Source organism: Bacteroidales bacterium (genome assembly GCA_035353855.1).
Lineage (GTDB): Bacteria > Bacteroidota > Bacteroidia > Bacteroidales > CG2-30-32-10 > DAOQAK01.
This window is the reverse complement of record DAOQAK010000003.1, coordinates 83216-108907: the sequence shown is the minus strand read 5'-3', so window position 1 is coordinate 108907 and position 25692 is coordinate 83216. Positions and strand designations below refer to the sequence as shown.

Annotated in this window: 23 protein-coding genes and 1 tRNA gene; 16 read left to right on the top strand and 8 right to left on the bottom strand. The window is 32.3% G+C overall.

Annotated elements, in window-relative coordinates:
* Positions 1-26: 26 nt before the first annotated feature.
* The 4 genes from PKK00_01365 to PKK00_01350 form a co-directional block, all read right to left on the bottom strand.
* Positions 27-1118, bottom strand: a complete 1092-nt coding sequence (locus tag PKK00_01365; GenBank protein HNW97042.1) for a glycosyltransferase family protein — start codon at positions 1116-1118, stop codon at positions 27-29.
* Complete coding sequence (locus PKK00_01360; protein ID HNW97041.1) at positions 1115-3445, bottom strand: TonB-dependent receptor; 2331 nt, start codon at positions 3443-3445, stop codon at positions 1115-1117. The genes PKK00_01365 and PKK00_01360 overlap by 4 nt, the downstream gene beginning before the upstream one ends.
* 114 nt (positions 3446-3559) lie before the next feature.
* On the bottom strand, positions 3560-4279 hold the full coding sequence (locus PKK00_01355; GenBank protein ID HNW97040.1) for a T9SS type A sorting domain-containing protein: 720 nt from the start codon (positions 4277-4279) through the stop codon (positions 3560-3562).
* Between the two features lie 202 nt (positions 4280-4481).
* On the bottom strand, positions 4482-5189 hold the full coding sequence (locus PKK00_01350; GenBank protein ID HNW97039.1) for a PrsW family glutamic-type intramembrane protease: 708 nt from the start codon (positions 5187-5189) through the stop codon (positions 4482-4484).
* A 68-nt stretch (positions 5190-5257) separates the two neighbouring features.
* On the opposite strand from PKK00_01350, the gene PKK00_01345 reads away from it, so the two are divergent.
* Positions 5258-5527, top strand: coding sequence for a cupin domain-containing protein (locus PKK00_01345; protein HNW97038.1), 270 nt, complete (start codon positions 5258-5260; stop codon positions 5525-5527).
* Between the two features lie 136 nt (positions 5528-5663).
* A complete protein-coding gene (locus tag PKK00_01340) occupies positions 5664-5951 on the top strand; it encodes a hypothetical protein (protein HNW97037.1) in 288 nt (95 codons plus the stop codon).
* Between the two features lie 32 nt (positions 5952-5983).
* On the opposite strand, the gene PKK00_01335 is transcribed toward PKK00_01340, so the two are convergent.
* Both PKK00_01335 and PKK00_01330 read right to left on the bottom strand, forming a co-directional pair.
* A complete protein-coding gene (locus PKK00_01335) occupies positions 5984-6706 on the bottom strand; it encodes a hypothetical protein (protein HNW97036.1) in 723 nt (240 codons plus the stop codon).
* The gene (locus tag PKK00_01330) at positions 6707-8581 is read right to left on the bottom strand and encodes a DUF4153 domain-containing protein (GenBank protein HNW97035.1); all 1875 of its coding nucleotides are present in this window, start codon (positions 8579-8581) and stop codon (positions 6707-6709) included.
* A 194-nt stretch (positions 8582-8775) separates the two neighbouring features.
* Between PKK00_01330 and PKK00_01325 the strand changes: the two genes are divergently transcribed.
* Complete coding sequence (locus PKK00_01325) at positions 8776-9747, top strand: DUF4349 domain-containing protein (GenBank protein ID HNW97034.1); 972 nt, start codon at positions 8776-8778, stop codon at positions 9745-9747.
* 53 nt (positions 9748-9800) lie between these two features.
* Here the strand turns inward: PKK00_01325 and era are convergent, their stop codons facing one another.
* Positions 9801-10682 carry a GTPase Era gene (gene era / locus PKK00_01320; protein HNW97033.1) on the bottom strand — a complete coding sequence of 294 codons (882 nt, stop codon included), beginning with the start codon at positions 10680-10682 and terminating at the stop codon, positions 9801-9803.
* A gap of 292 nt (positions 10683-10974) precedes the next feature.
* Here era and PKK00_01315 point away from each other — a divergent pair, with 292 nt between their 5' ends.
* The 13 genes from PKK00_01315 to PKK00_01255 all read left to right on the top strand — a co-directional run bounded on the left by PKK00_01315 (position 10975) and on the right by PKK00_01255 (position 24230).
* A complete protein-coding gene (locus tag PKK00_01315) occupies positions 10975-11340 on the top strand; it encodes a hypothetical protein (GenBank protein HNW97032.1) in 366 nt (121 codons plus the stop codon).
* A 707-nt stretch (positions 11341-12047) separates the two neighbouring features.
* Positions 12048-12758 carry a T9SS type A sorting domain-containing protein gene (locus tag PKK00_01310; protein ID HNW97031.1) on the top strand — a complete coding sequence of 237 codons (711 nt, stop codon included), beginning with the start codon at positions 12048-12050 and terminating at the stop codon, positions 12756-12758.
* A gap of 166 nt (positions 12759-12924) precedes the next feature.
* Positions 12925-12996: transfer RNA gene (locus PKK00_01305), tRNA-Met, on the top strand.
* Positions 12997-13386: 390 nt separating this feature from the next.
* The gene (locus PKK00_01300) at positions 13387-14214 is read left to right on the top strand and encodes a zinc-ribbon domain-containing protein (protein HNW97030.1); all 828 of its coding nucleotides are present in this window, start codon (positions 13387-13389) and stop codon (positions 14212-14214) included.
* A gap of 220 nt (positions 14215-14434) precedes the next feature.
* Positions 14435-15400, top strand: coding sequence for a response regulator (locus PKK00_01295; GenBank protein ID HNW97029.1), 966 nt, complete (start codon positions 14435-14437; stop codon positions 15398-15400).
* 854 nt (positions 15401-16254) lie between these two features.
* Positions 16255-17175, top strand: a complete 921-nt coding sequence (locus PKK00_01290) for a hypothetical protein (GenBank protein ID HNW97028.1) — start codon at positions 16255-16257, stop codon at positions 17173-17175.
* Positions 17176-17192: 17 nt separating this feature from the next.
* The gene (locus tag PKK00_01285; GenBank protein HNW97027.1) at positions 17193-17408 is read left to right on the top strand and encodes a hypothetical protein; all 216 of its coding nucleotides are present in this window, start codon (positions 17193-17195) and stop codon (positions 17406-17408) included.
* Positions 17409-17438: 30 nt separating this feature from the next.
* A complete protein-coding gene (locus tag PKK00_01280) occupies positions 17439-18167 on the top strand; it encodes a response regulator (protein HNW97026.1) in 729 nt (242 codons plus the stop codon).
* Positions 18168-18551: 384 nt separating this feature from the next.
* Positions 18552-20219 carry a metallopeptidase TldD-related protein gene (locus tag PKK00_01275; GenBank protein ID HNW97025.1) on the top strand — a complete coding sequence of 556 codons (1668 nt, stop codon included), beginning with the start codon at positions 18552-18554 and terminating at the stop codon, positions 20217-20219.
* Positions 20220-20245: 26 nt separating this feature from the next.
* A complete protein-coding gene (locus PKK00_01270) occupies positions 20246-22063 on the top strand; it encodes a metallopeptidase TldD-related protein (protein HNW97024.1) in 1818 nt (605 codons plus the stop codon).
* A 169-nt stretch (positions 22064-22232) separates the two neighbouring features.
* Positions 22233-22466, top strand: coding sequence for a hypothetical protein (locus PKK00_01265; protein ID HNW97023.1), 234 nt, complete (start codon positions 22233-22235; stop codon positions 22464-22466).
* 7 nt (positions 22467-22473) lie between these two features.
* Positions 22474-23397 carry a hypothetical protein gene (locus PKK00_01260; protein HNW97022.1) on the top strand — a complete coding sequence of 308 codons (924 nt, stop codon included), beginning with the start codon at positions 22474-22476 and terminating at the stop codon, positions 23395-23397.
* 254 nt (positions 23398-23651) lie between these two features.
* Positions 23652-24230, top strand: coding sequence for a class I SAM-dependent methyltransferase (locus tag PKK00_01255; protein HNW97021.1), 579 nt, complete (start codon positions 23652-23654; stop codon positions 24228-24230).
* A 75-nt stretch (positions 24231-24305) separates the two neighbouring features.
* Here PKK00_01255 and PKK00_01250 read toward each other — a convergent pair whose 3' ends face one another.
* On the bottom strand, positions 24306-25673 hold the full coding sequence (locus tag PKK00_01250) for an MATE family efflux transporter (protein ID HNW97020.1): 1368 nt from the start codon (positions 25671-25673) through the stop codon (positions 24306-24308).
* Positions 25674-25692: the final 19 nt, after the last annotated feature.

Below are 25692 nucleotides of genomic sequence, written 5' to 3'. Positions count from 1 at the left end.
TATTTAAGCGGCAAAGGTGCAAAAAATCATTGATTGAGCAAAAAATTTAACCTTTCGGAAAGAATATTCGAATTATATATCAACCCAATGCCTTTATAATAGTAGGATTTTAACAAACAGTTATCGAGGTTGAAATCTTCCTGGTTCGTACTATAGAAAATATTTCTGGAAAGAAAATATCCTGCAAGGTATAGCTGTTCTGTTTGACCGGGCGTAGGAACGAAAACAGCATTTTTATTCAGCTTCACAATATCCATGATGCTTGAATATCCGGGCCTGCATATAATCAATCCGGATTCAATCATTGCTTTTCGCAATGCTTCCGTTTCAAGGTGTGAAACCATGCTTATATTTTCCTTTTGTTTTATATCCTGTACTTCTTCAGTGATTCCTCTGACAAAAAGAAATTTAATATGGTTCATTGTTTTTGCCTGCTCCAGGACGATTTCTTCAAATATACTTCGTTGTGGCTCGGGTCCGGAAAGAACAACAATCACATCATATTTTTTATCCGATTTTTTTTCTTCCGGCTTTAACAGGTTGAATCGACTAAGCGGTTGTATAAAAAAAGTGTTTTTATGAGCAGGATATTTATGTGATAAATCACCTGAAAGATTTATTCCATTTGCAAAATCAGGGATCCAGCATTCGTCGTATTTTTTAATATATGAACGATGTATTTTATATAGGTATTTTTCCAGGAAACTAAGTGATGGTGGGCATTTTATCATAACCTGGTGTGTTATGTAAATGCAATATGCGTCTTTACTTTGCAATCCAAACCGGTTATCAGATATTACAATATCGATATTATAATCATGAATAATTTTTTCAAGTATTTTCTTTTCATTTTTAATTGCTTTCAATATTCCCGGCGCTGATTTAAGCATAGAGAATACCATTTTCCCGTTTTCCGGGTATTTTATATTGTATCCGGGAAAGTCAATGAAGGTTAAATTTGGAAATTCTTTTTTCAGAAAGGCTAATGGTCGGTTGCTTGCCGCAAGAATGACATTTGCTCCTTGATGTATACATTCTTTTATAATTGGCACACAGCGGGTGGCATGACCAAGACCCCAATCAAGCGGACAGATTAATATGTTTTTTTTTGATTTCAAAATTTCATGGTATATTGAATAGCTATACTTCGCGGAGGTTGTACATCGCCGGGACGTAACATATATTCCCTGTTAAAAACATTTTTTGCTATAACTGATATTTTTGATTCTTCTGTAAACTGGTAAGAAATTCTTGCATCAAAAACGATGTCCCCGGTATGATGCTTATTGCGGTATTCTTTTAACCCTGGCAAAAACATGATATATTTTTTTATCCCATTTTCGAGAGTATATAATGGTGTGCCATTTGGCGAACGTAAAGTATCTTCAAAAGCTTTGTCAATATTGATCATAAAACTATGATAGTTCATACTTATATCAGCAGTAATCTTATTGTATGAAATTTCAAAATCAATTTTTGCCGAATGATAAAACCGGTATTTAAGAACATTGCTGCCGCCGGATTTTAGCGAATCTCTTTTTATATCCAGGTCGGTAGGATTTGTATAAGTGTATCCTGCCATTATTGTAGTAGGCAGACCAAATATTATTCCCTCTCCGATCATTGTAATATCTATACCATTTATTTGAGCATTGCTGATGTTATATGCTTTGAATCCTGTATAATCAATAAATTGCTGATAGGTTGGTGTAATAATATTTAATGAATCAGGATAGTGTTGCCCAAAAGTAAATTCTATCATATCGTGATATTGAGTCCAGTATCCGGCAACATCAATATAACCAAACCAACTGCTGATTTTAAAACCTTGTTTAAAACCTATTTCTGCACTCCAGCCTGTTTCGGGACGTAAATAATCATTTGGAAATATTTTAAGAGTTCCAACAGAAGATGTAATATATTTTTCTGCAATGGAAGGATACCTGAAACCTTGTCCGAATGAACCTCTTAAAAAAGTTGATTTGGTTAATTCATAGTTCAGTCCTGTTCGGAATACCGGTTTTGAATTATCCTGATCCTGGTCCATTTTATATATCTCATACCTTACACCTAATGAAAGTGTAAATAGGTTTATTTTTTTATCAAATTGTGCAAATAATCCTTCGCTTGATACATAATGATTTTTGTTACCATAAAGGTCCGAAACAGCATAATTATAAGTTCCCGAAAGACCTGTTGTTATTGTAAGACCTTTTTTAAAGTGTTTCTGGAATTGGTATTCTCCGTAAAACAAATAAGTACGTGTCGACTGGTTTGTATTATTATTGTTATTGATCTGATAAAACCGGCTTTTTAAACTGTGACGATTTCCTTTATCATTATAATAAACTATGTACGGATCAATATTTAAACGGCTATTGTTCATTTGCTGAGAATAATTTTCTGAAGGTCTGTAAACTCCCGAATCTCCGTCATGCCATAATAAAAATTCATTTCCTTTTACATTCATCATATTGGCATTTAATCCATAGCTAAGCCCTTTTATCTTTTTATCTCTGTATCTTGTATTGATATTGAAACGGCATCTCTGCCTGTTATTATTTTCCCTGTATCCCTGATCTGAAAATAAATTGGCTCCAACAGAAAGGTCGAAATTACCTATTTTTCTTGAATGCAGGAATTGTGTTCCGGCAAAAATTGGCTGAGCAGTTCCCCACCATATAATTTCTTTTCGCCGGGGGTTATTGTATAATCCTGTATTGACAATAATTTTAGTTTGAGGCTTGTTACCGGGATAAGCTGTGCGGATATTGATAATTCCATTTAGTGCCGAAGATCCGTATAATGCCGAAGAGGCACCTTTAATGACTTCTATTTGTTCAATATTTTCCACAGGAGCAAAATCCCATTTTACATCACCTGCATCACCTGAAAGCATAGGAAGATCGTCAACAAGCAATAAAACACGACTTCCTGCGCCGTAGCTGTAACCGCTGCCTCCTCTTATACTTGCCTGATCATCCATGATGATTACTCCCGGCGTTTTATTAATTATAGTTTCTATGGAATTTGTATTGTTATTTTCTATCATGCTTGGTTTAATTGTTTGGATAGAAACAGTAACATCCGACATTTTTTGTTCGAATTTTCCGGCGCTTACAACTATTTCGTCGAGCATGCTTAATGAAGGTGTAACGCTAATATTGATTGTTTGAAGTTCCCCTTCTTTGATACTGATTTTTTTTATTTCGGTAGTGTAGCCTATATATTTGAAAGCTATGGTGTGATTGCCTGCTATTAAAACAAGTGTGTAAAATCCGTTAATATCAGTTGAAACGGCATTGATATCATCAGCAACAACAGTAACGCCAACTAGTGGTTCTTTGGTTTTTGAATCAATTACTTTTCCGGTAATAGCTGTTTTTTGAGCATTTGTAAAAGCAGACAAGGTTATAAAAAATAAAAAAGAGTAAAAGAATTTCATGCTTTTTCAAATTGAATGATAATGTACAAAGATATTTATTTATAAAAACTTTTCTATGGTTAAAAGGTTTTAAAATAAATAAAGGTTCAATAAAATACGGATTAGGCTATCCGTTTATTCTATTACAATTTTCTTTTTAGCAATTATTTTTTCTTTATCAAAAATGGAAAAAATATAGATGCCTTTTGAAAGACCTCCTTTACTTAGTATGTATTCTTTCCCATAAAGATTATCAAAACGCTTGCATTCTTTTCCGGTGATATCAGTAATTATAGCAAAAGAATTTTTTAAATCATATGAAGAGTGAACAGTAATAGTAACCGAATTCCCGGATGGATTATTATATATATTTATTGAGATATTATCTTCTATATTAAATTCATCGATAACGCCGGAAGCAGAGTCTTTTATAATTATTTTATATCCCAGAACAGTATCGCGGGTAAGAAATCCAATTACATATGCATTTACATAAATTTTTAGAGGATAAGTTCCAACCTGTTCATTCGATGCTGTGCCTGATATTACAAAGCATCCGGTTTCTCCTCCATGCCAGAAATGCGATGGTGTATTGGTAGCCCAGCTAAAACCTGCAGGAAGCCCGGTAACATTTATTACTCCCATGGAATCTACAGGCATGGAATTAGTATCAACAGGAACTACCGTTGTAATTACTCCGGAATATGGAAGCGTAGCATAGCATAAAGGGAGATTTGTAGCAGTATCAGGGTATACTCCCGGAGAAGTGAAAGTGGTGTCGGGATCGCATTGTGCCTGTAACAATGTTGTTGCTACAAATACAAATGATATTGTGAATATTATTTTTTTTATCATATAAGCTATTATTAAAATTCAAAATTCTTATTGTTAAACGTAAAATTATTTCTGAAAAATTTTAAGTGTATTAAAATTCTATTAAGCATACATTAAAATTACATTAATACCAATAACCGATAATGAAAAGGTTTATTCTCTATTGCTAAGATTGAGTAAAAATAAATTAATGGAAGATGTTGTAAGTAAAAAAATGATAAAACTAACCGGCGTTTTCAGTGATATCTGTTTTATTATTGGGATTAAATGGAGAATTTTTTCGGTGTACTCTTATTGCTCTTAATGAAAGCTTGATGATAAAAATTAAACAAACAAATGAAAATATCTGCATTCCGGGAACATCTTTCTGGAAAAGAAAATAATCATAAAATCCATGTGCTGCTGTAGCAGTAAATAATCCAATGGACAAATACCAGAAATTATGTTTTTTTAATTTAGAAAGCCCAACATAAAATCCTATTAACACACCAAATGCAGCATGAGCCGGAACAGCAGTAAACATGCGTGTAAGAGCTACTCCAATACCATTGTCAATAACATATAAAATATTTTCGGCAGTTGCAAACCCCATTGAAATAACTACCGAATATACAATACCATCAAAGGGTTCATTAAAATGTTTACTTCGGTAAGGATAAATTCGTAATAATAAAAATTTTGAGAATTCTTCACTAAGACCAACAAACAAGAACGCATAGATTATAGTATGAAATGCATTGCCGCTTAATTCGGGACTGAAATGGACGCCTGCAGTTTCTATAAAAATGGGAGGAATAATTGTCAGCAGCCCTAACAGGAAACATTTTAATAATAAAGAAAAAGGTTCTTTTTCAAACCGGTCTTTATAATAAATAAATAATATTATTGCTATTCCCGGCGCAATTGCTAAAGCCATTAATGTTAAAATCATAAAATTATTAAATGGTTTTCGTTTTGAATGTAAATTTACATTATTTTTGACACTAATAAGTAAACTATATGGCTAAAGTTATTATACAAAAACTCTCAGTATCCGAAATTCAACAACGAAAAATCAAATCGTGGTCAATATGGAATAAAGAAGTTTCAAAATTCGACTGGTATTATGACAGTGATGAAGAATGTCTTATACTTGAAGGAGAAGTGGATGTACATACTGATGACGGAAACTATACAATAAAAGCCGGTGATTTTGTTACTTTTAAAAAAGGATTAAAATGTATTTGGGATATAAAAAAACGAATCAGTAAGCATTATAATTTTTCATGAAGTTAAATTAAAACAAAAACTCAAAACCGATGAAAACAAAAAGTCTTTTATTAGTATTGGTGGCATTTATGGTTGTTACATTTGCCGGATGTAAGAAGTATGATGATGACCCTACTATTAGCGCATGGCCTAAAAAATGAGCCTTGTAAATACCTGGAAGGTTGAAGAAACATTTACTCTTGGGATTTCAACAAACGGTAGCGATGGTTATACTATTGAATTTAAGGGCGATGGGAAAGTAATTCAAACTGGCACTATGTCGGGGTTTGCAGCAACAGGTGATTCTGAATGGGAATGGGGTGATAAAAAGGAAACCATTGTTTACTTAGGTTCTGAATGGACTATCTTAAGGCTTACTTCAAATGAATTTTGGGTGTCAGGAGCAAGTGGTAATTTTGAAATACATTATGTTTCCGCAAAATAATTATAAAAATTACTTAATAAAAAATCCCTGTTTTAGCCGACAGGGATTTTTTTATTGTTCTTTGCAAAAAGATAAATTGCTGAAAGGTTCATCAATTCACCAAGACAGAAGATATACCAATTAAAATATTTTGGAATGAAGTTACATGCATAATTTATTACTTCCTGTTTCCCAGAAATACCAAGCATTTCAGCAAATGAAAATTTATTCAACATGTAACTCATATATTCCTGAGTGTAAGAAAATATTATTACCAGCGAACCTGTAATTAAAAGCATCCATTCATATTTATTGATTTTTGCATCACCATTTTTTTCTGTGAAATGGATTATAATGAATGCAAGTAAAATCATAGTGAGCGAATTTATTACCGGGGCTATAACAGGTCCAACCCATGTTACAGGAACCATAAATAAAATATCCCATGTTAGTAATGACTCAGGCCAGTTGAGAATCACTTTCAGAAAAATGTAGTAGAAAATATCCCAAATAGCGAATGCATAAATAAAAAATGCAAAACGTTCGGTATTTTTTCTTCCGGCAATTATGCCAATAGCTATAAGCATTATCAACGTTGCTATTTCGCGAAAAAATTCGGTGATGGCAATATTATAATCAATAATTTTTAATGGAAACGAAAACCCGTTGGGATAATACATTTCCCGCAAATACACAACTACAGCGGTTTCCATAAAGCCCATTGCAATTGCAAAAAGCGTAACCCAGAATATGGTTTTATAAATTTTGTTCTTCATTTATTTTTCTTCCATTTTAAATTTAACCAGTATCCATGCGCTTATATAAGAAAATGATGTGGTTTTGTTTTTATTTATACAGCCATCAATCCTATTGATATAAATTCGGAGTCTGATATTTTTATTTTCTTTTTCAAAAGTCATTGCTTCAATTGGAAGAGCGGAATTATATTTTTCCTTTTGATGATTTGATTTATATTTTTTAAGAATTGCAGGAATTGATGATAGCGAGATGTCAATCATTGTCTTGTTATTACTGATGAAGGAAAGCATTCCATTCTTGTCGTTCAGTTTAATATCAAGATTATATCTATCGTTTAATTTTATACCTGGTTTTTCATTTTCATTTTTAGTATAAGTTGTAAAGTCCATGAATGCATTGTCGTTTGAATGATAGTTAATCATAAAATCAAAATCGTGAATGTCGATATTTGTAATGTCAGCATTGAAGTTAAACACTTCCGATGTGCTGTCTTTTTCATTTCGTGTAAAATATTCATTCACTTCAATTCCTATTAAATCCAGTAGTTTGCCCGATTTATGAAACCACCTGGAACTATCGGATGCCAATAAGGAATCAATATTTTGTTTGTACCATGGTTGAAATTCATTTAGTTCATTTCTTTCATCGAAATAAAAAAACAAGTTTATTATTTTATGTTTTTTGGTGGATGTAAGGTCTGACGGGGCATTTTGAATCTTGCCATTTTTAAGCATTTTTGAATCGGTAAGAACATTCTCTAATTGATGCAGCTGGCTTTTTCTCGAAATACTGAATGCACTCCATGGTCCGAAGTATGTAAATAAAGAAAGAAAACAAAGTGTGATTGGAATAATTTTAATATTTTTTAATTTACTGAAAATAAAATACAGGCTTATGAATGCAAGCCATAAATTAATTATTACAATGAAATACCTGTTTTCGGTTACACCATATTGGTCAATTCGTTTCCATATTGAAATGGCGAGCAATATAAGCATTGGTAAAAGAAAGATATAAAACAATCGCCGGAAAGTATTAATCCATTTATTTTCTTCCATGTCCTTAATTGGATTTATAAGAAGCAATGAAAAAATCCCGGATATTGATAAGAATAAAACAAGATTGGAAACCCATCCACTGGGGAAATGCCATGTTATAATGATTTTAAAAGTATATGCATAAATAATAACGAAATAAATTAAAACCAAAGGCAGCAAAATATATTGAGTAAATATTTTCAAACCTTTTGGATAATCACTAACAGAATCAAGTTTTTCAATATGCAAAGGAACACCGGATAAGAAAAACCAGGTATTAAAAATACCGACTATAATAATCCATAAACGCAAATAAAATCGTTCGTCGATATTTGCAGAAAATAATTCATCTATTGCTAATATTGCTAGCGATAAGCCTAAAAACAAAACAAAAGAAAACAGGGCAGAAGTAAGGAAGCGGAGAAAAAGCGCTTTATTAAATTGCCAGAATCCGTTTATTTCTTTTTTGCCGGTATATGCTGAAAATGACACCAATAAATGCATTGCAATAATTAATAATGCAAACCTTAAAAATGTTATGGTATTTATATGTAATGGTAGTGTGAAGAAATATCCTGCCAATAAAATGAATGCTATCAGGTAATACATTATTTGTGATTTTACAGGGATTTCTTTTCGTTCAGAAAATAATCGTATTGCAATTAATAGCGGTAATCCAATAGCAGCGCAGAAAATATAACGAAACAAATGTTCGTAATGATATATATCTTCATCATAATAAGTCAGGATTATTGCGAATACAGTTCCGGTAATTGCTGAAAAGATTGCCGGGGCAAAGCGACTGAAGGTAACTCTTGTTCCTTTAATCATTGTTCTTAAAAATGGGATTTTCATATAAAAATGTTTTTAAGATTTGTTGTTTTATTTGCAAGGTACAAAAAATAAAATTTTATGGAAATCATAAAAAAATGAATCTTTTTCCTGAACTATACAATTAAAGGAAGTAATTAGCGTTATTAAATTAAAGTTCCTTCCAAATTTTTTTAATTCTATAGTTCTTTCCTTTATTAACGAAAAATTTCTCTCCTATGAAAACAAAATTAGTTTTGCCGGTAATAATTGCTGCAATTATTATTGGTTATTTCCAGCTCTCTGGATGCTCAGGAAAAAATTCAAAAAGTTACAACAGCACATTAGCATGTGAATACTTGCCGCCAAATACTGAAACGGATGTTGGTTCAGATAATGTTAGTGAAAAAAGTTATATGTGTTCTCCTCCGATTCCGGAAGTGGCATGTATTAATCAAGCCAAGATATCGACTTCAATTGGTAATGAAAATTTTAAAACCGTTACTACTGAAGACAAAAAAAATCCTTCGAAAATTATTAAAACAGCCAGAGTTTCTATGCGTGTTAAGAATATTAAGGATAGCCGAAAAGCAATATTGGATATTGTAAAAAAATGCGATGCGTATGTTTCGTCAGATGATCAAACAAACAATACTTCCAGTATTGAAGATGATATGGTAATACGTATTAAAACAGATGGCTTTGATGACATTATTGATAAATTACTGGAACAATCTATTTATACAGATTACAAGAAAGTCAAGATGGAAGATGTAACAACATATTATATAGATAATGAAAGTCGCCTGAAGTCGAAGAAAGAAGTTGAAACAAGGTATAAGGAGATACTGGCTAAAGCCACTACGGTTACTGATATTATTGGGATTGAAGAAAAGCTTGGAGCAATACGTGAAGAAATTGAAGCAACAGAAGGTGTTTTAAAATATTTAAACGATCAGGTAACTTATAGCACTATCAGACTTCATTTTTATGAAAAGCTGGAATCAAAAACAACTGCTGAACCTGAATCGGGTTTCTTTTATAAAATAGGACAAGGTTTTAAAGATGGTTGGGAAGGTGTGCAGTTATTTTTTATCGGACTAATTATTATGTGGCCATTGTGGTTAGTAATATTTATTATTGTATTTTTTATCGTAAGATGGATTAGAAGATGGCGTAGAAAAAGAAGAGATGTTGCGGAAAGTAAGTGATAAAATAAATAGCGCGCGCCCGCAGGGCGCGCGCTATTTATTTTAAATTATTTTTATTTCGGATTGTACCCAAACTTATCAAGTTGCGATTGATCGTCGCGCCAGTCTTTGCTTACCTTAACAACGATTTCAAGGAATACCTTTTTCTGTAAAAACTCTTCCATACTTTTACGTGCTTCAGTTCCCACTATTTTCAATGCTTTTCCGCCTTCGCCGATAATTATTCCTTTCTGGGAGTTACGTGCAACATGAATGATGGCTCTTATCCGTGTTATTTTTTCTTCTTCTTTATAAGTTTCAATAACTACTTCTGAGCAATAAGGAACTTCTTTCTGATAATGTAAAAATATTTTTTCACGGATAATTTCTGCAATAAAAAATTTTTCAGGTTTATCTGTCAGTTCTTCTTTAGAATAGAAAGGTTCATTTTCCGGCAGGTTGGCAATTATTACATCAAGGATTTTTTCAAGATTAAATTTATGCTTTGCTGAAATAGGAATAATCTGTGAATTGGGGATACATTTTGACCATTCACCTATTTTTTCTTCGATGGATTTCTGGTCGGATAGATCGATTTTATTTATTAGAACTATAACAGGAACTTCTGATTTTTGCAATTTTTCAAGAGCAAGATGTTCTTCAGCTTTTTCTCCAGGTTCGGTAACCAATAAAAAAATATCGGCATCATGAAATGCTCCTTCAACAAACTTCATCATCGATTCGTGAAGCTTATAATGTGGTTTTAAAACACCTGGAGTATCGGAAAAAATAATTTGATAATCCTCACCATTTAAAATTCCTAAAATACGATGTCGTGTGGTTTGCGCTTTAGGTGTGATGATAGAAAGGTTTTCGCCAACCAATGCATTCATTAATGTTGATTTGCCTACATTCGGGCTGCCTATAATATTTACAAAACCTGATTTATGACTCATAAATGTTTTAGTTTATTGGCAAATATAGGAAATAATGGAAATGATTTTTATTAAAGCAGAAATTGAATTATACTTGTTCTAATCATGTTGCCTCAGCTACTGAAAAAATTTTAGAACGGGTTATGCCTATTTATCCCGACTTTTCGTGAACTGAAAAAATTATAAAAATAAATTGTAATTTAACTTGTTCGGTATAGGTATATCATGTTTGTTCTTTAAATAAAGAATGTTAAATATTTAATGATATTAAATTATTGTATTTATATTTGTTTAACTGCATATTTATTTAATCATGATAAAACGAAAATACATCCTGCTTCTTTTGTGTTTATTCATGATGAAGAATTCATTCTCTCAAACCACAACTGTAATTTCTCATGGCTACAATACTTCCGGAGATGTGTTAAATTCATGGATGCTTCAAATGGCCGTTGCTTTAAGGGAACGACAGGGTGATGCTGTTATTAGAATATACAACCGTCTTACAGGAAATTTTGATTATTTCATTGGTGAAGGAAGAAATAATATTCTTGTTTTTAACTGGATGCCCGAAAGCAACGATTTGATTGAGGGTTATTCCGAAGGCGCCGGTTCAGCATTATTTGCAGCACTTAGGGGATACAGGCAAGGCGATTTTAATATTTTCCAAAACATTTAATAGTTCATAGTCTTGGATGTGCTGTAATGAGTGAAGTTGCCGAACGATTTCAGAAAACAGGAATTCCTGTTGAAGAGGTTGCTTTTCTTGATGCACATGATTGGGGTGTGTCCAATATTTCTCAAAATTAACTACATAATTCATATTGATAATCGAAGAACGATGAATGCGTGTGAAATCATTTTCAGGCAGGCGGTCTTCCCATTCATGCATAGGTTTGCCGGTTAACCCATGTTGTCCGTTCGACAGGTGAACTTCTGAATAATCCCTGGATGATGCTATATAAATGATAGAATTTATTTTAAGAAATTTATGATGAGTATTAAAAAGCAGGAATAACGGGTCATCAATTGTGAGTTTATTTTTTAACGATTCATCTATCCTGGGATCTGCAAAAAGTCTTTTAATGGAATTTTTTAAACGAACCAGTAAAAGATAATCCAGTGCATTTACTTCAAATGCTTTAAATGCATATTCATCATAAGCCGTAACAAAAATTACTTTTGCATGAACATCTAATTTCTCAAATAAATCGAAGCCTGATTCAACAGGTATTTGAATATTGAGAAAAATTACATCGGGATGATGTTATTCAATTTGTTCTTGCAGGAACATATACCATTAAAGTTGTTGCAAATGGTTATCAAACGCGAACCATTACAGGTGTTGTAGTTTCTTCAGCAAGTTCCACCGTTATCAATATAAAAATGGAACCTGCAAATGGAAGTTATAATTATAAAGTTCCTGCAGTGAATATTCCAAATAACAATACTGCCGATGAAGCAAATACGCCCTCAGTAATTGGCGCAACGGATAAAATCAATTATTCGATCGGGAAAAATGGATGGATAATAGTAGATATGCTGCTGTCAATAAATAATATTTCGGGAAATGATTTCAAAGTATATGAAGGCGATATATCTGCTGAAAGTTATACGTGCTATGCTTCGCAATCAATGGATGGTCCGTGGACTTCGCTGGGAACTGGTACAGGTTCAAAAGAATTTTATTTATCAACATTAAGTAAAGCACGCTTTATAAAAATTGTTGACGATAACGATGGCACAGTTACGTCTGCTGATGTGGGTTTCGATCTGGATGTCATTGAAGTATATGGGGCTACTGTGAATATTTCTTCAATTGAAAATAAAAATAAATTTTCAGTTAATGTATTTCCAAATCCGTTTAATGATGAGATAAGTTTTGAATATTATATTGATAATGCATTGAAAGGGTACATTACTTTTTATAATATTACTGGTGAAAAAGTAAAACAGTTTTCAGAAGAAAAATATTTTCCGGGAAGTTATTCTATTCACCTGGGTTCTTCTGAACTCAAAGCCGGAATTTATAATTATGTTATCAGTGCTGATAATGAAAAAATAATTCCTGTTTCAAAAATTATTGTAAAACAATAAAGGGAAGTACCAAGTCTCAATCCTCAAGCCCAAAGGAGTTACTTCTGGGGGCTTGGAATTTTACATATGTAGACTTCATATCGAATAAAAGTAGATATAATATTTTTTAGGAATTTTTATTTTTTATTATGTAATATTAATAAAATAGTTACTTTTGCATCCACATTGCGGGGTGGAGCAGTGGTAGCTCGTCGGGCTCATAACCCGAAGGTCATAGGTTCGAGTCCTATCCCCGCTACAAAGAAAAGCCGGCACTTAGCCGGTTTTTTTATTTGAAGCAATTCTGTGCATGCACAGAAATTGTTGAAAATAAAGAAAACATACAATCCGCAGGATTGACGAATTTTCTTTGCTAAGTCCACCAAAAATGTCCGTTCGCCGTAGGCGGACAATCCTATCCCCGCTACTAAGCAAAACGGTTCAGATAAATTTCCTGAACCGTTTTTTTTCTTCTGAGAATATTATTATCATCATATCCTCTATATCTGTCTGCTATAATTGACGATACTAAATACAGTAAAATAATAAATTAATTTATTTATATTTGTAATAATCATTATTCATTCATGCTTATATTAAAAATATTTTAAGAAATTATTTTATTGAATTAATTATAAATATTTAGTCAATGAAAAAAATTAACCTGCTTATCTTTAGTATACTTTACTATACAGTATCACTGTTTGCGCAAAATCATGATGGGAAATACGTTATGGAAATGCGATTTAATAATCAGGATTTTACATATAGCTACGAAAGTTGCTTTATCACTATTAACGGAAATAATGCCAGGGTTGATTTTCGGTTTAAAATGACAAAGCCAAGTACAGCTGCAACCAACTATGTAATGGCAACAGGTAATGGTGGAGGTACTGCGAATACAAATGATTTTAACGCATCAGGCAATGGGAAAATGCAGACGTTTGAAAGGGGACGAATGGATGACCAGTTTAATTTAAGTTTTACAATGAATGGGCGTTTCACTCAGCAAGCAGATTATTTTAATCTGAACGGTACCTTTAATATGATTGATGAAGGTGGCGAAAATGTTTCCGGAACTTTCAGCAGCAAATGCCCGATACCTAAGAAAACCTCAGTAGCAGGGTCTTTTGGAATATTTTTTATTATCGGCGGCGTTGTCCTTATTCTTTTTGTTATTGGACTAGTACTTTATTTTACATTGCGAAAACCGAAAATAAAAGTTTATCCCACGTATCCTTCACAAATGCCTATATCACCGGTAAATCAGCAATACAATCCACAGTATCCGCCACAAAGACCTCCCGTAAATCAACACATGCAAAGACCACCGATACAAAATACTACGCCATCATCGGTACAAAATACTACACCCCCGCCTGTATCTCCTGCCGGTTTGCAGTTTTGTACTTCCTGCGGAGCAAAACTGAAACCTAATGCCAGGTATTGCCATAATTGCTCAAAGCCATTGATATAAAAGGTCTGCTGATTTTGATTTTAGGAAAGTATTTATTAGAAAAACATAACAGTATAATAAATTCTGTAATTATTTACCAATAATTATTTGATCAGGATTCACTTTAAATGATGAATGCAAAAAAAAATGAATAAAGTAGAAATATATAGTTAAATAAATTAAATTTGTAATAATAAAAATAGCATCAGTGGAAAGTTAATAAACTTTTATACTGAATAAGATGAAAAAGATTCTTGTTATAGAAGATGATCTATTAGTTCTTGAATCAACCGTTAATTTTCTAAAAAAGGAAGGATTCGAGATACATACTGCTGTGGATGGCGTTGCCGGCATACAGAAAGCTATTGAAATTATCCCCGATCTTATTATCAGTGATGTTACAATGCCTAAAAAAGATGGGTTTGAAGTATGCAGAACCATTCAGCAAATTCCGTCTTTATCTAACATCCCTTTTATTTTTCTTACCGGCAAGGACGAAAAAGATGATATTCGGCAGGGCATGCAATTAGGTGCAGATGATTACCTGACAAAGCCTTTTCAGTTTTCCGAATTATTGAAAATAGTAAAGATAAGGCTTGAAAAGCACGAAAGATATTTAAAGCAGAATGATGAACAACTACTTGCTTTGATTGAAAACCCTATGGTTGGCGTATATGTATACTATGATGATAAATTTGCTTTTGTTAATTCAAAACTTTCCGAAATACTTGGCTACAGCAAAGAAGAATTAAGCCAGATGAGTTTCGAGGATTTGGTTTTTGGTGATGAAAGTGATGAATCACAGGCAAAAATTCACCGTTGTATTAAGGGGATTCAAAGCTCTTTTTCTACGGAAATGAAAATATTTAAAAAAGACCAGTCGCCTGCTATTATTCAAGTGTATGGTACTATTGTTAAAATCAAAGGGAAAGAATGTCTGAAAGGAAATATCCTGGAAGTTAAACCCGGGAAAAATAAAGAAAAGCATACAGGAAAAGATGTTGACAAATCAAAATTTTCAGAGCGCGAAATAGAAGTGTTGCAGCTTATATGCCAGGGTTTGTCGACAACTGAAATATCAAAAAAGTTGTTTTTAAGCAAACATACTATCGATACGCATCGCGCTAATCTTTTAGCAAAAACCGAATGTAAAAATACCCCCGACCTGGTTATGTATGCTATACGCCAAGGGCTTATTGAATTATAATTCCGATACCATTTATATCATCGGTATAACAAATACATATCAATAAAATGGGCTTTAATTCTTAAGTTCAAAGTCCCGGTTTCAAAGCATAGATAAATAAAACGTATTAAAAATTTTCTTCTTCTTTTTCTCTTGGTATTTGGAACTTGAAGCTTGGTGTTTTGATTTTGGTTCTTTGATTTTTGCCTCACTATTTATAGCTACTACCAATTTAAAAGTATTATTAATTTCAGCATTTATGTTGATGATTTTGCCTTTTCAAAGATGTAATTTTACATTAGCAAACACAATGAAAAAGTAAACACCAACACACAAAAAATGATAGCACTTTTGATCATCCTCGTAGGCCGTTTTTTCCTAAGTAAAAAACAATTGAACTTTATAAATGAAAAATATAAAGCAGCATTAACATTCGTACTTATGTTCTTTATGAGGATCTGGATATAATTCTCAAATTCAAAATTACAAACCTCAAATTCCAAGGGAAACGGATTAAAAGTGTTCCCTTTTTCTTTTATTGGAATTTGCCACCATTATAGCTTGAATAATAGCTTTTCTTCATTACTTCTATTTGGAGTTAAAAATAATTTTGCACATTCATCAATTACGATTTTAAAATTCAATGAAGAAAAGGGTTAAAGAATGATTTTCTTATATCCCGGGATTTGAAACTTGAAGTTTGGGACTTGGGACTTGATGCTTGGGACTTTTTTTGCCTCACTATTTATAGCCACTACCATTCAATATTATTAAAAAAACCATCATTTATGCTGATGATTTGCCCCCTCCCGAAGATGTAATTTTACATAAGAAAAACAATTATACTTATTAATAAATCATAATATAAAAGTATCATGAAAAAGTTTATCACAATTTTTACAATATTATACTTGCTGGGATCATTGGTAAATATAAAGGCAAATACAACTAAAACAGGGAAATCATTCAATCCTCCGGTATCGTTGTATGATCAGCTAATATTAACACCATGGAGTTCCCGTGTGGATGTGGAAGTGCTTAGTACTTTAATAAATGGAACATCATCCGAATATCCCTTATATATTTCCGAAATCAATTCGGGGTTGATTTATTGTGTTGATATTAAAAGCAAAAAAAATATTATTGTAAGCAGGGAATTTTATTTTTCAAAACATGATAGTACATCGGGCGAATGGACAAAACCTATAAACATCGTAAAGGAATATTCAAAATTTAGAGAAGAAAATAAAATAATGAATTATGATGAGATATTTATTACAATGGATGATGATATATATAGTGTAAACTTAAATAATGATTTTTATAATCCACAAAAAATTAATATTAATACCAAAAATATTGAATGCAATCCTTCATTAAGTCCCGATGGTAATACACTTTATTTTGTCAGCAACAGGTCTGGCGGATATGGCGGAAAAGATATATGGGCTGCTGAAAGATTATCTAATGGAAAATGGAGTATGCCATATAATCTTGGTAAAGATATTAACACTGCTGAGAACGAGGAAAGCCCTTTCATTATGCCTGACGGAGCTACTCTTTGTTTCAGTTCCATCGGACATAATAGCTATGGCGGTTATGATATTTTTACTGCTACTCAAAATGATGAGGGTTTATGGTCGGCACCCGAAAATCTTGGGGCTCCCGTAAATTCTGCATATGACGATTATAATTTCATTATTAATTCTGAAGGGGTCAATGCATATTATTCTTCAAATAAAATGGAGAAAAGCAATCAGAATATTTATTTCGTGAGATATCATTTAGATAAATAAGTTTAAAACCAGAAGCTATGAAAAAGATTTATAGAAGAGAAATCAGGCACATTGTTGCAAATCATTTGATGGGTAATAAATCAACAGCTTATTGCATGAGGTCTAAATCTGTTTCTTTTAAAGTGGTTCGCAAATTGATAAGCAATAAATGGCTTGAATGTAAAAGTATGGATGGTCCATACATGTTTGTCAGACCTACAATAAAAATGATAGAAGTTTTTCGTAACATTTAAAAAATAAGTCATCACATTGATGAAAAGAATATGAAAAATATCCTGGTAATTGAAAATAACATTGTATTAAGAGAAAAAATTTGTAATTCTCTTAAAGACGAAGGATATAATACTCTTTCGGCTAACGATGGTATTTCTGGTTTGCATATAGCCATAAAACAATTACCCGATTTAATTTTATGTGATATAAAGATACCTCATATAAATGGTTGTGATTTTTACAAAATCATTCAACAGATTAAAACCACTTCGTCTATTCCATTTATTTTCATAACAGCACAGGGCGAAAAAAAAGATATAAGAGAGGGAATGAACCTGGGTGCCGACGATTATATTATTAACCCTCTTGATTATAAAGAACTACATTCATCAATTAAAACACGTTTTGATAAAGTTGAAAGATTGCAGCAGAAACACGATGAAGATTTTCATGCATTAATTAATAATCCATTAACCGGTGTTTTTGTTTATAGCAAAAATAAATTTGATTTTGTAAATGAAAAATGTGCAAATATATTTGGTTTGTCGCCAGCTGATTTTTCAAATATAACTTTTAATAATCTTATTACCGGCAGCGATAAAAATAATATACTTGAAAAAATGGAATGTTGTTTCAGTAAAATACAAGACAATTTGCACGTAAAGTTTAATGCCCATCATGTTAAAGAAGAACATGAAGTAAAAGTTGAAATGTTTGCCAGTATAGTGAGTTTTAAAGGTGTTGATTCATTGATTGGCTACATATCAGAATGTGCATAAATTAGTATAATAAAAAACAATAATAGGCAGCAATCCTATCCCTGTTAGTTAAGTTTATCGATCGAAAAGGCAATTTTTATTAATTGCCTTTTTTATTATTGAGCCATAATCATACTCTGGAACATATCAATAAAAAAATAAATCGTTAGTAAGTTTGATTCATATCGGTATAAAATAGATTTCCAGTTATACACCCAAACTTACCAGCTATGAACAAAACTATATGTTTTATAAAATAGTCCTTTGAAAATCAAAAATTAATTATATACTTTGTTGATGCGAAAATATGAATACAAAATGAATTAAAAATTCAATAAGAGGAAAATATTTTAATAAAAAAACAGTTCTTTAATTTAATCAGTGATTAACCAAAACCAAACACACATGAAAAAAATGTTTTTATTCCTAATTGGAATTATGCTTTTTGTTCCGGCAATTTCACAGGATAAGTTACCGGGCATATTAAAAGAAGAACTCACCAGGAATATGGAAACCTTGAAAAAAGAAAAGGTTGCACCATATTACATTTCCTATCGCGTGAATGATATAAAGGCGTACAACATTGAAACATCATTCGGGCAAATTACTAAATCAGGATGGTCGCATAATCGTAAGTTGTGTACTAATGTCAGGGTAGGTAGCGATACTCTTGATAATTCACATCCTATAAAAGGAGAAGATTACGGATGGTTTGATTATGATTATGGTGTAACCCTTCCAATTGAAAATGTTTCGGAAGGTGTAAAACAAATATTATGGAAGGAAACTAATGATCAATACCGTAAATCAGCGGATATGTATGCCAAGGTTTTGGCTAATATTGCTGTGAAGGTAGAAGACGAAGATAAGTCGAATGACTTCACTAAAGAGAAACCGGTAATATATAACGAAGCACCGCTTAATGAAAAAGATATTGTATTTGACAGCAGTTTGTGGGAAAATAAAATTAAAAGCTATTCAGCAATATTTCTTCAGAATAAGGATATTATTGAAGGTTCCGCAACTTTTTCTTTTATCATTGAAAGAAAATATTTTGTAGCAACAGATGGCAGTAGCATTACCGAAAACAGGGTTACATGCAGGGTGATGGTTAACGGGCAAACACAGGCTGATGATGGAATGGATTTGCCGTTGTATGAAAGTTATTTTGGATTATATCCAAATGATTTACCATCAGATGATGTTATCATTAGTGATACAAAAAAAATGAGCGAAACACTTACCAAGCTCAGAACAGCTCCGGTTGTTGATTCATATACAGGCCCTGCATTATTAGCTGCTGCATCAGCAGGCGTTTTTTTTCATGAAATATTTGGGCACAGGATTGAAGGGCAACGTATGAAAGATGAAAGCGACGCTCAAACATTCAAGAAAAAAGTTGGCGAAAAAGTGATAAACGAAAATTTAACAATAACATTCGATCCTACGATTACAAAATATAAAGGCTTCTTCTTAAATGGGGCTTATAAATATGATGACCAGGGACAGCTTGGGAAAAAACTTATAATCATTGAAAATGGAATATTGAAAAACTTTTTAATGTCGAGAACTCCTATTGAAAATTTTAATAACTCTAATGGACATGGCAGGGCTCAGGCTGGTATGCAGGCAGTAAGCCGTCAATCGAATATGATTGTCGAATCGAATAAACCTTTAACAGCAGCACAATTACGTCAGGCTCTTATTGATGAAGCTAAAAAACAAGGAAAAGAATATGGATATTTATTTGTTAGTACTGTTGGAGGTTTTACCAGTACAGGCAGGTACAGCCCCAATGCATTTAATGTAACTCCGGTAGAAGTATACAGGATATATGTTGATGGAAGACCTGATGAATTAGTGCGTGGTGTTAATTTAGTTGGTACTCCTTTATCTATTTTTTCTAACATTGAAGCCGCTGGTGATGATTACGGATTATTTACTGGATTTTGCGGAGCTGAATCAGGCTCTGTACCTGTGTCAACAGTTTGCCCTACTTTATTTGTAAAGCAAATTGAAACGCAACGCAAAGTAAAGAATCAAACAAAATTGCCTATCCTAACCAGACCGTAATTATTAACTGTTAAAAAGAAAAACAAATGAAAAAGATAAAAACATATTTGATGATTGTTGTAATATTATTTACAGCAAAATTAAGCATGGCACAGGATAATGTATTTATTAATGCCATGAAACAGGAAATACAGCGCGGCATGGACAGCCTGAAAATCGAAAAAATGCTTTCGCCTGAATATATCAGCTACAGTATTTCCGATGCAAAGGCATTGCAAATAAAAGCTATTCTTGGAGCTATTGTAAAATCGGAAGAACGCCCGATCCGTTTATTTGAAAACCGTGTGCTGGTTGGCGAAAATGAAAAGACTAATGAGAATTATCTCGATGAAAATAATATTTGGTCATGGAGTGAATTCAGTAATGAGGTTCCTTTTTCAAATAATAAAAATGATATTCGCAGGGCATTATGGCTTTATACTGATAATAATTACAAAGATGCGATCACAAATTATGAAGCTAAAAGTTCTGCATTAAGCCAGCAGAGTCTGACTGAAGAAGAAAAGCAGTTATCAGATTTTTGTAAAGTAACAAAATCAACAACTTTTGCACCGTACAAAAGTTTTAATCTCAGCAAAACACAGATGGAAAATCTTGCGCGTAATCTTTCTGCTGTTTTAAAAAAGTATCCTAAAATTCAACAATCAGATGTGAGCGTTTTTGCTTACGACGGACAAGTATATTTTGTTAACAGTGAAGAAACGTCGGCGCAATATCCTTTGCAGGTTGTATCTGTTAAGGTAGTTGCCAAAACACAGGCGCCAAGCGGAGAGATTTTAAATGATCATGTCCTATGGTTTTGTAAAAATATTTCGCAGTTACCTGATGAAAAAACAATGATTGCTGATGTTGAAAAGATGGCAGCAAATTTATCAGAACTGGTATCGAAAAATGCCGTAAGTGAACCTTATTGCGGACCCATATTATTCGAGGGTCAGGCAGCTGCAGAAGTTTTTGTACAAAAGTTTTTTACCAATGTAAATGGATTGATCTCAATAAGAAAACCTGTTGTCGGAAGTGAGCAAATCATTAGTCTATATCCTGATATGATAAAAGAGAACACGCTTGAAGCAATGATGAATAAAAAAATAATTTCCAGAGATATCAGTATTATTGCACTTCCAACACTTCCATCTTTTAATAATACAAATCTTGTCGGTAGTTTTGTGGTAGATGCAGAAGGCGTAAAAGCTATGGATTCATTGGTGCTTGTTGAAAATGGCGTGTTGAAAAATTTACTCAGCAATAGAACACCAACTTTAAAAATGAAACAAAGTAATGGTCATGCCCGTGCTGCATTAAGTAACGGTGGAGTAAAAACAGTAACAGGTCCAGGAGTTATTAAGATGGTAAATAATAATCCTGTTACATCCGTTGATAAGAAAAAATTAAAAGAAATGCTTATTGCTGCTGCTAAAGAAGAAGATCTGGAATATGCATATATTGTAAGAAAAGTTGTTTCTGATGCAGCTGGTATTGAAAATGAAAACAGCATCAGTTACTTTGGTGCATCGAAACCAAAGATTGATCTTTCAAAAACAATTCAGGTTTATCGTGTTAAAGTTTCCGACGGAAGCGAGGAATTGGTTAGTTTTGCTGAAGTTCAGGGACTCAGTACGAAATCATTTAAACGATTACTGGCTACTTCTTCGGATATGCAAGTTTACAATACAATGGTAAAGCCTGTTAATGGCAGTTTAGATAATTGGGAATATAATTTGTCAGGTATACCGGCAAGTTTTATTTTACCCGATGGACTTTTATTCCAGGAGTTGGATATTGTAAAAGAAAAGCAAGGTGTTGTAAAAAATATTCCTGTTGTTAGCAATCCATTAGGAAAATAAAAATGTATTTTTCTTTTTAAAAAGTTTAAGAACCTGTTGTGAAGTTTAATATATTATTCAAATCAAAGTGATGAAGCTCATTGATAGATGCTGCATCTGATTCGGGGTAACTTAATGATAAATATATTGAGCTTGCAACAGGTTCAAATATTTTTTCAATAAACCAAAAATGGAAGAGAATAACCAAAAACAAAAATTGTATAAAGAATGGCATGATGACAAAGCAAACTGGAAATGGCGCATTTTTTATTACAACAAAAAAGATAAAAGAATTTTTCCTCCTAAACATATAGAAGATTTAGGATGGACAATAAATTTTGCAAATCCATTTTCAGTTTTAGCTTTGATAGTGATAATAGCATTCGTTGTTATTTTGGCTTTGTTATTAATTCCTGATAAATAAAATAATAATGAAAAAATATTTTTTTAGAATAACAGCTTTTATAGCATTTTCAGCTATTTCTATATTTTCATTTTCACAAAAACTTGAAATAAAAGAAAATGTATTTTCACCTGAATTGGAAGATAACAGTATTTATTTTGCACGTTACTGTACTAATTTTCTTTACGAAGGCGATACGGCAAAATTTAATGGTCCCGGTAAAATTTTTTATTTTAATTCAGGTTCAAATATTAAAGAATATAAATATAATAAAGATGGATTAATAGAACTACAAATGGAGCACTCTGCCAATAGTTCTGATAATTCCAGCACCAGATATGAATATGATAAATTTGGGAATGTTATCACGAAAGAAAATTATTTGTTTTTTTCGAATGATATTCATAGCAATACCGAAATTTTTGAAAATACATATGACGATACATTATTGATTTCGGTTAAACATTATTATATTAATCAAAGTTATTATTCTGCCGAAATAGGCGGTTCTACTGATACTACATACACTAAATATTTTTATGACTCATTAAAGCGATTGGAAAAGGAAGAAAAGATTTTTAAGAAATATTCTGAAAGTAATACTACTTGCGAATATTATTACAATATTAAAAATCTGCTTCGTAAAATTAAAATTTATAAAACATCAAATAATTCAGTTGAGAAAGAAATATGTTATACATATGATTCAAATAAAAATATTGTAAAGAGAGAGATAAAAGGAAGTGAAGAAAAAGTAGAAACATATAAATATAAAAGTGATAAAATGGTTGAGAAAGAATATAACGATGTTTTAGAATTTAATACAAAAAATAATATTATTTGCAAGTATACATATGATGCTCATGGTAATGTCCTTTCCTATAAAAAATATGATAGCAACGGGAAATTAATTTCTTCGGTAGAACGAACGTATATGTATCTGCCGAAATAAAAATCAAATCAGGTATTAATAATCGAGATAGGTTTGAATAAATTGGTGGTACAGCTGATAACCGTCGTGAGTTTGATCATATTGGTCAGTTTAACTTTAAAGTTAAACCGTAAGATGTAATTTTAAATTACGCAGTTTATACTTCGTATTTAGTCCATTTTTTACTTTTGTTTTTTAAAAAGAAAAAATGGATTTTTTTATTATGTTCATTTAAGGAAATAAAGAAATGAAAAAAAAAAGAGAAAACGAATTTGGTGAATTTTCATTATTTAAGGTTAAATGTATTTCCCGAAGGTTCACCTGAAGCACTGGGATGGCGGCATCTTGATGACCAGCAAAAACGGTTTGAAATATTATCAGGGGTTGATGATATGAGTTACTCAACAATTTTAGACCTTGGTTGCGGTTATGGCGATTTAAAAACTTTTCTCGATAAAAAGTTCAATGATTTTATTTATGTCGGAATTGATATAATACCTGAATATATTGATACCGCTAATGCAAAATTTAAAGATGCAAATAATACATATTTTTTTCAAAAAGATATTACTGCTTTCGAAATTCCTGTTACTGATTATATTCTTGCATGCGGATTGATGGCGTATAAAACCGATGATCCCGAATTTTATTTCCAAATGATAAAACGGATGTACGATTCGGCATCAAAGGCTGTTGCTTTTAATATGCTTGACAGTAATACATTTCAGTCCGATGATTTACTTATTGCGCATAATCCTGAATCCATTATTGAATATTGTAAGAAAATTACTCCACAAATAAAACTGATAACCAATTATGGTGTGGATGATTTTACTATTTTTATGTATAAATAAAATTTATAGAATTTCTTATAGTTGCAACAGTTGATAAAGTTGTTTTTTATTGAACTATTATGACCTATTGTATTCTTATCTTTTTTCCATATAGAAATCACCGCGTTTTAATTTTTTTATCTGCCACCACAATACAATAAAAGTCAGCAGGGACGATGTGAAATCGGCAGATGGTATTGCAAGCCATACACCGTTTAATCCTATTAAATTTGGTAGAATAAAAAGTGCCGGAATAAGAAATAATACCTGTCTTGTTAATGAAAGAAATATAGAGATTTTTGCTCTTCCAATTGATTGGAAAAAACTTGATGTTACTATTTGAAACCCTACAATAGGAAACATGATGAATGATAATCTCAGACCTATTGCTGCCAGGCTGATAAGTTGATTATTTGTAGTAAATGCAGATGCTATCAGCTTTGGAAATATTTCACCAAATATAAATCCCAGGCTGGTAATAATAGTTCCGGCAATAACAGTCAGTTTAAAAGCTTTGATAACTCGAGGGATTTTATTTGCACCAAAATTATATCCGACAATCGGTTGCATTCCCTGGTTAAACCCGATGACAACCATAGCAGCGAGGTTTGCAATACTATTTATTATTCCATAAGCGCCAATGGCGAAATCGCCTCCATGTTTTTTCAGAGCAAGGTTCATTATAGAAACCACAACGCTGGCGCATATAAGCATAATAAAGTTAGACATACCTATTGAAATAATATCTTTGATAATCACTTTTTTTAGTTTCATGTAACCGGGAAGGAAATGCACAAAGCTGTTAATTTTTGAAAAATGAATAACTACTACTATTGTCCCCATCAACTGTGCACAAACAGTAGCAAGAGCTGCCCCACGTATACCCCATTTAAAAACAAAAATGAATAACGGAGCAAGAATAAGATTAATGGCAACAGTGATAAGCGTTGTTATCATTGCCTTTCCGGGATAACCTGATGCACGCATGATGTTATTTAGCCCAAGGTACAGATGGGTGAATACATTTCCCAATAATATTATCTGCATAAATTCTTTTGCATATGATATCGTATTTGTGCTTGCCCCAAGAGCATATAGAATAGGTTCAAGAAAAACAAGAGTAATAAGAGCAACGATTAAACTTAAAATGATATTCATCATAACAGCATTGCCAAGAATAAGTGTTGCTCCTTTCCTGTCGTGCTGCCCCAGGCGTATGGATACCATGGCGCTGGCTCCAACTCCTACCATAGCACCAAAGGCGGCAGTAATATTCATCAAAGGGAATGTGAGCGCCAACCCGGAAATAGCCAGCGGTCCTACTCCCTGCCCGATAAAAATCCTGTCGATAATATTATATAGAGAAGCTGCTGCCGTAGCAATAATTGCAGGGATAGAATACTGTATAAGTAATCTTCCAATCTTCTCTTTGCCCAGTTCATTGGGGCTGCTTTTTTTTGCCAATTAAATATTTTTTACCGGT

Coding starts and splice junctions, on each gene's coding strand:
- PKK00_01360 (HNW97041.1), bottom strand. CDS start 3,445: ATGAAATTCTTTTACTCTTTTTTATTTTTTATAACCTTGTCTGCTTTT.
- PKK00_01355 (HNW97040.1), bottom strand. CDS start 4,279: ATGATAAAAAAAATAATATTCACAATATCATTTGTATTTGTAGCAACA.
- PKK00_01350 (HNW97039.1), bottom strand. CDS start 5,189: ATGATTTTAACATTAATGGCTTTAGCAATTGCGCCGGGAATAGCAATA.
- PKK00_01345 (HNW97038.1), top strand. CDS start 5,258: ATGGCTAAAGTTATTATACAAAAACTCTCAGTATCCGAAATTCAACAA.
- PKK00_01340 (HNW97037.1), top strand. CDS start 5,664: ATGAGCCTTGTAAATACCTGGAAGGTTGAAGAAACATTTACTCTTGGG.
- PKK00_01335 (HNW97036.1), bottom strand. CDS start 6,706: ATGAAGAACAAAATTTATAAAACCATATTCTGGGTTACGCTTTTTGCA.
- PKK00_01330 (HNW97035.1), bottom strand. CDS start 8,581: ATGAAAATCCCATTTTTAAGAACAATGATTAAAGGAACAAGAGTTACC.
- PKK00_01325 (HNW97034.1), top strand. CDS start 8,776: ATGAAAACAAAATTAGTTTTGCCGGTAATAATTGCTGCAATTATTATT.
- era (HNW97033.1), bottom strand. CDS start 10,682: ATGAGTCATAAATCAGGTTTTGTAAATATTATAGGCAGCCCGAATGTA.
- PKK00_01315 (HNW97032.1), top strand. CDS start 10,975: ATGATAAAACGAAAATACATCCTGCTTCTTTTGTGTTTATTCATGATG.
- PKK00_01310 (HNW97031.1), top strand. CDS start 12,048: ATGGAACCTGCAAATGGAAGTTATAATTATAAAGTTCCTGCAGTGAAT.
- PKK00_01300 (HNW97030.1), top strand. CDS start 13,387: ATGAAAAAAATTAACCTGCTTATCTTTAGTATACTTTACTATACAGTA.
- PKK00_01295 (HNW97029.1), top strand. CDS start 14,435: ATGAAAAAGATTCTTGTTATAGAAGATGATCTATTAGTTCTTGAATCA.
- PKK00_01290 (HNW97028.1), top strand. CDS start 16,255: ATGAAAAAGTTTATCACAATTTTTACAATATTATACTTGCTGGGATCA.
- PKK00_01285 (HNW97027.1), top strand. CDS start 17,193: ATGAAAAAGATTTATAGAAGAGAAATCAGGCACATTGTTGCAAATCAT.
- PKK00_01280 (HNW97026.1), top strand. CDS start 17,439: ATGAAAAATATCCTGGTAATTGAAAATAACATTGTATTAAGAGAAAAA.
- PKK00_01275 (HNW97025.1), top strand. CDS start 18,552: ATGAAAAAAATGTTTTTATTCCTAATTGGAATTATGCTTTTTGTTCCG.
- PKK00_01270 (HNW97024.1), top strand. CDS start 20,246: ATGAAAAAGATAAAAACATATTTGATGATTGTTGTAATATTATTTACA.
- PKK00_01265 (HNW97023.1), top strand. CDS start 22,233: ATGGAAGAGAATAACCAAAAACAAAAATTGTATAAAGAATGGCATGAT.
- PKK00_01260 (HNW97022.1), top strand. CDS start 22,474: ATGAAAAAATATTTTTTTAGAATAACAGCTTTTATAGCATTTTCAGCT.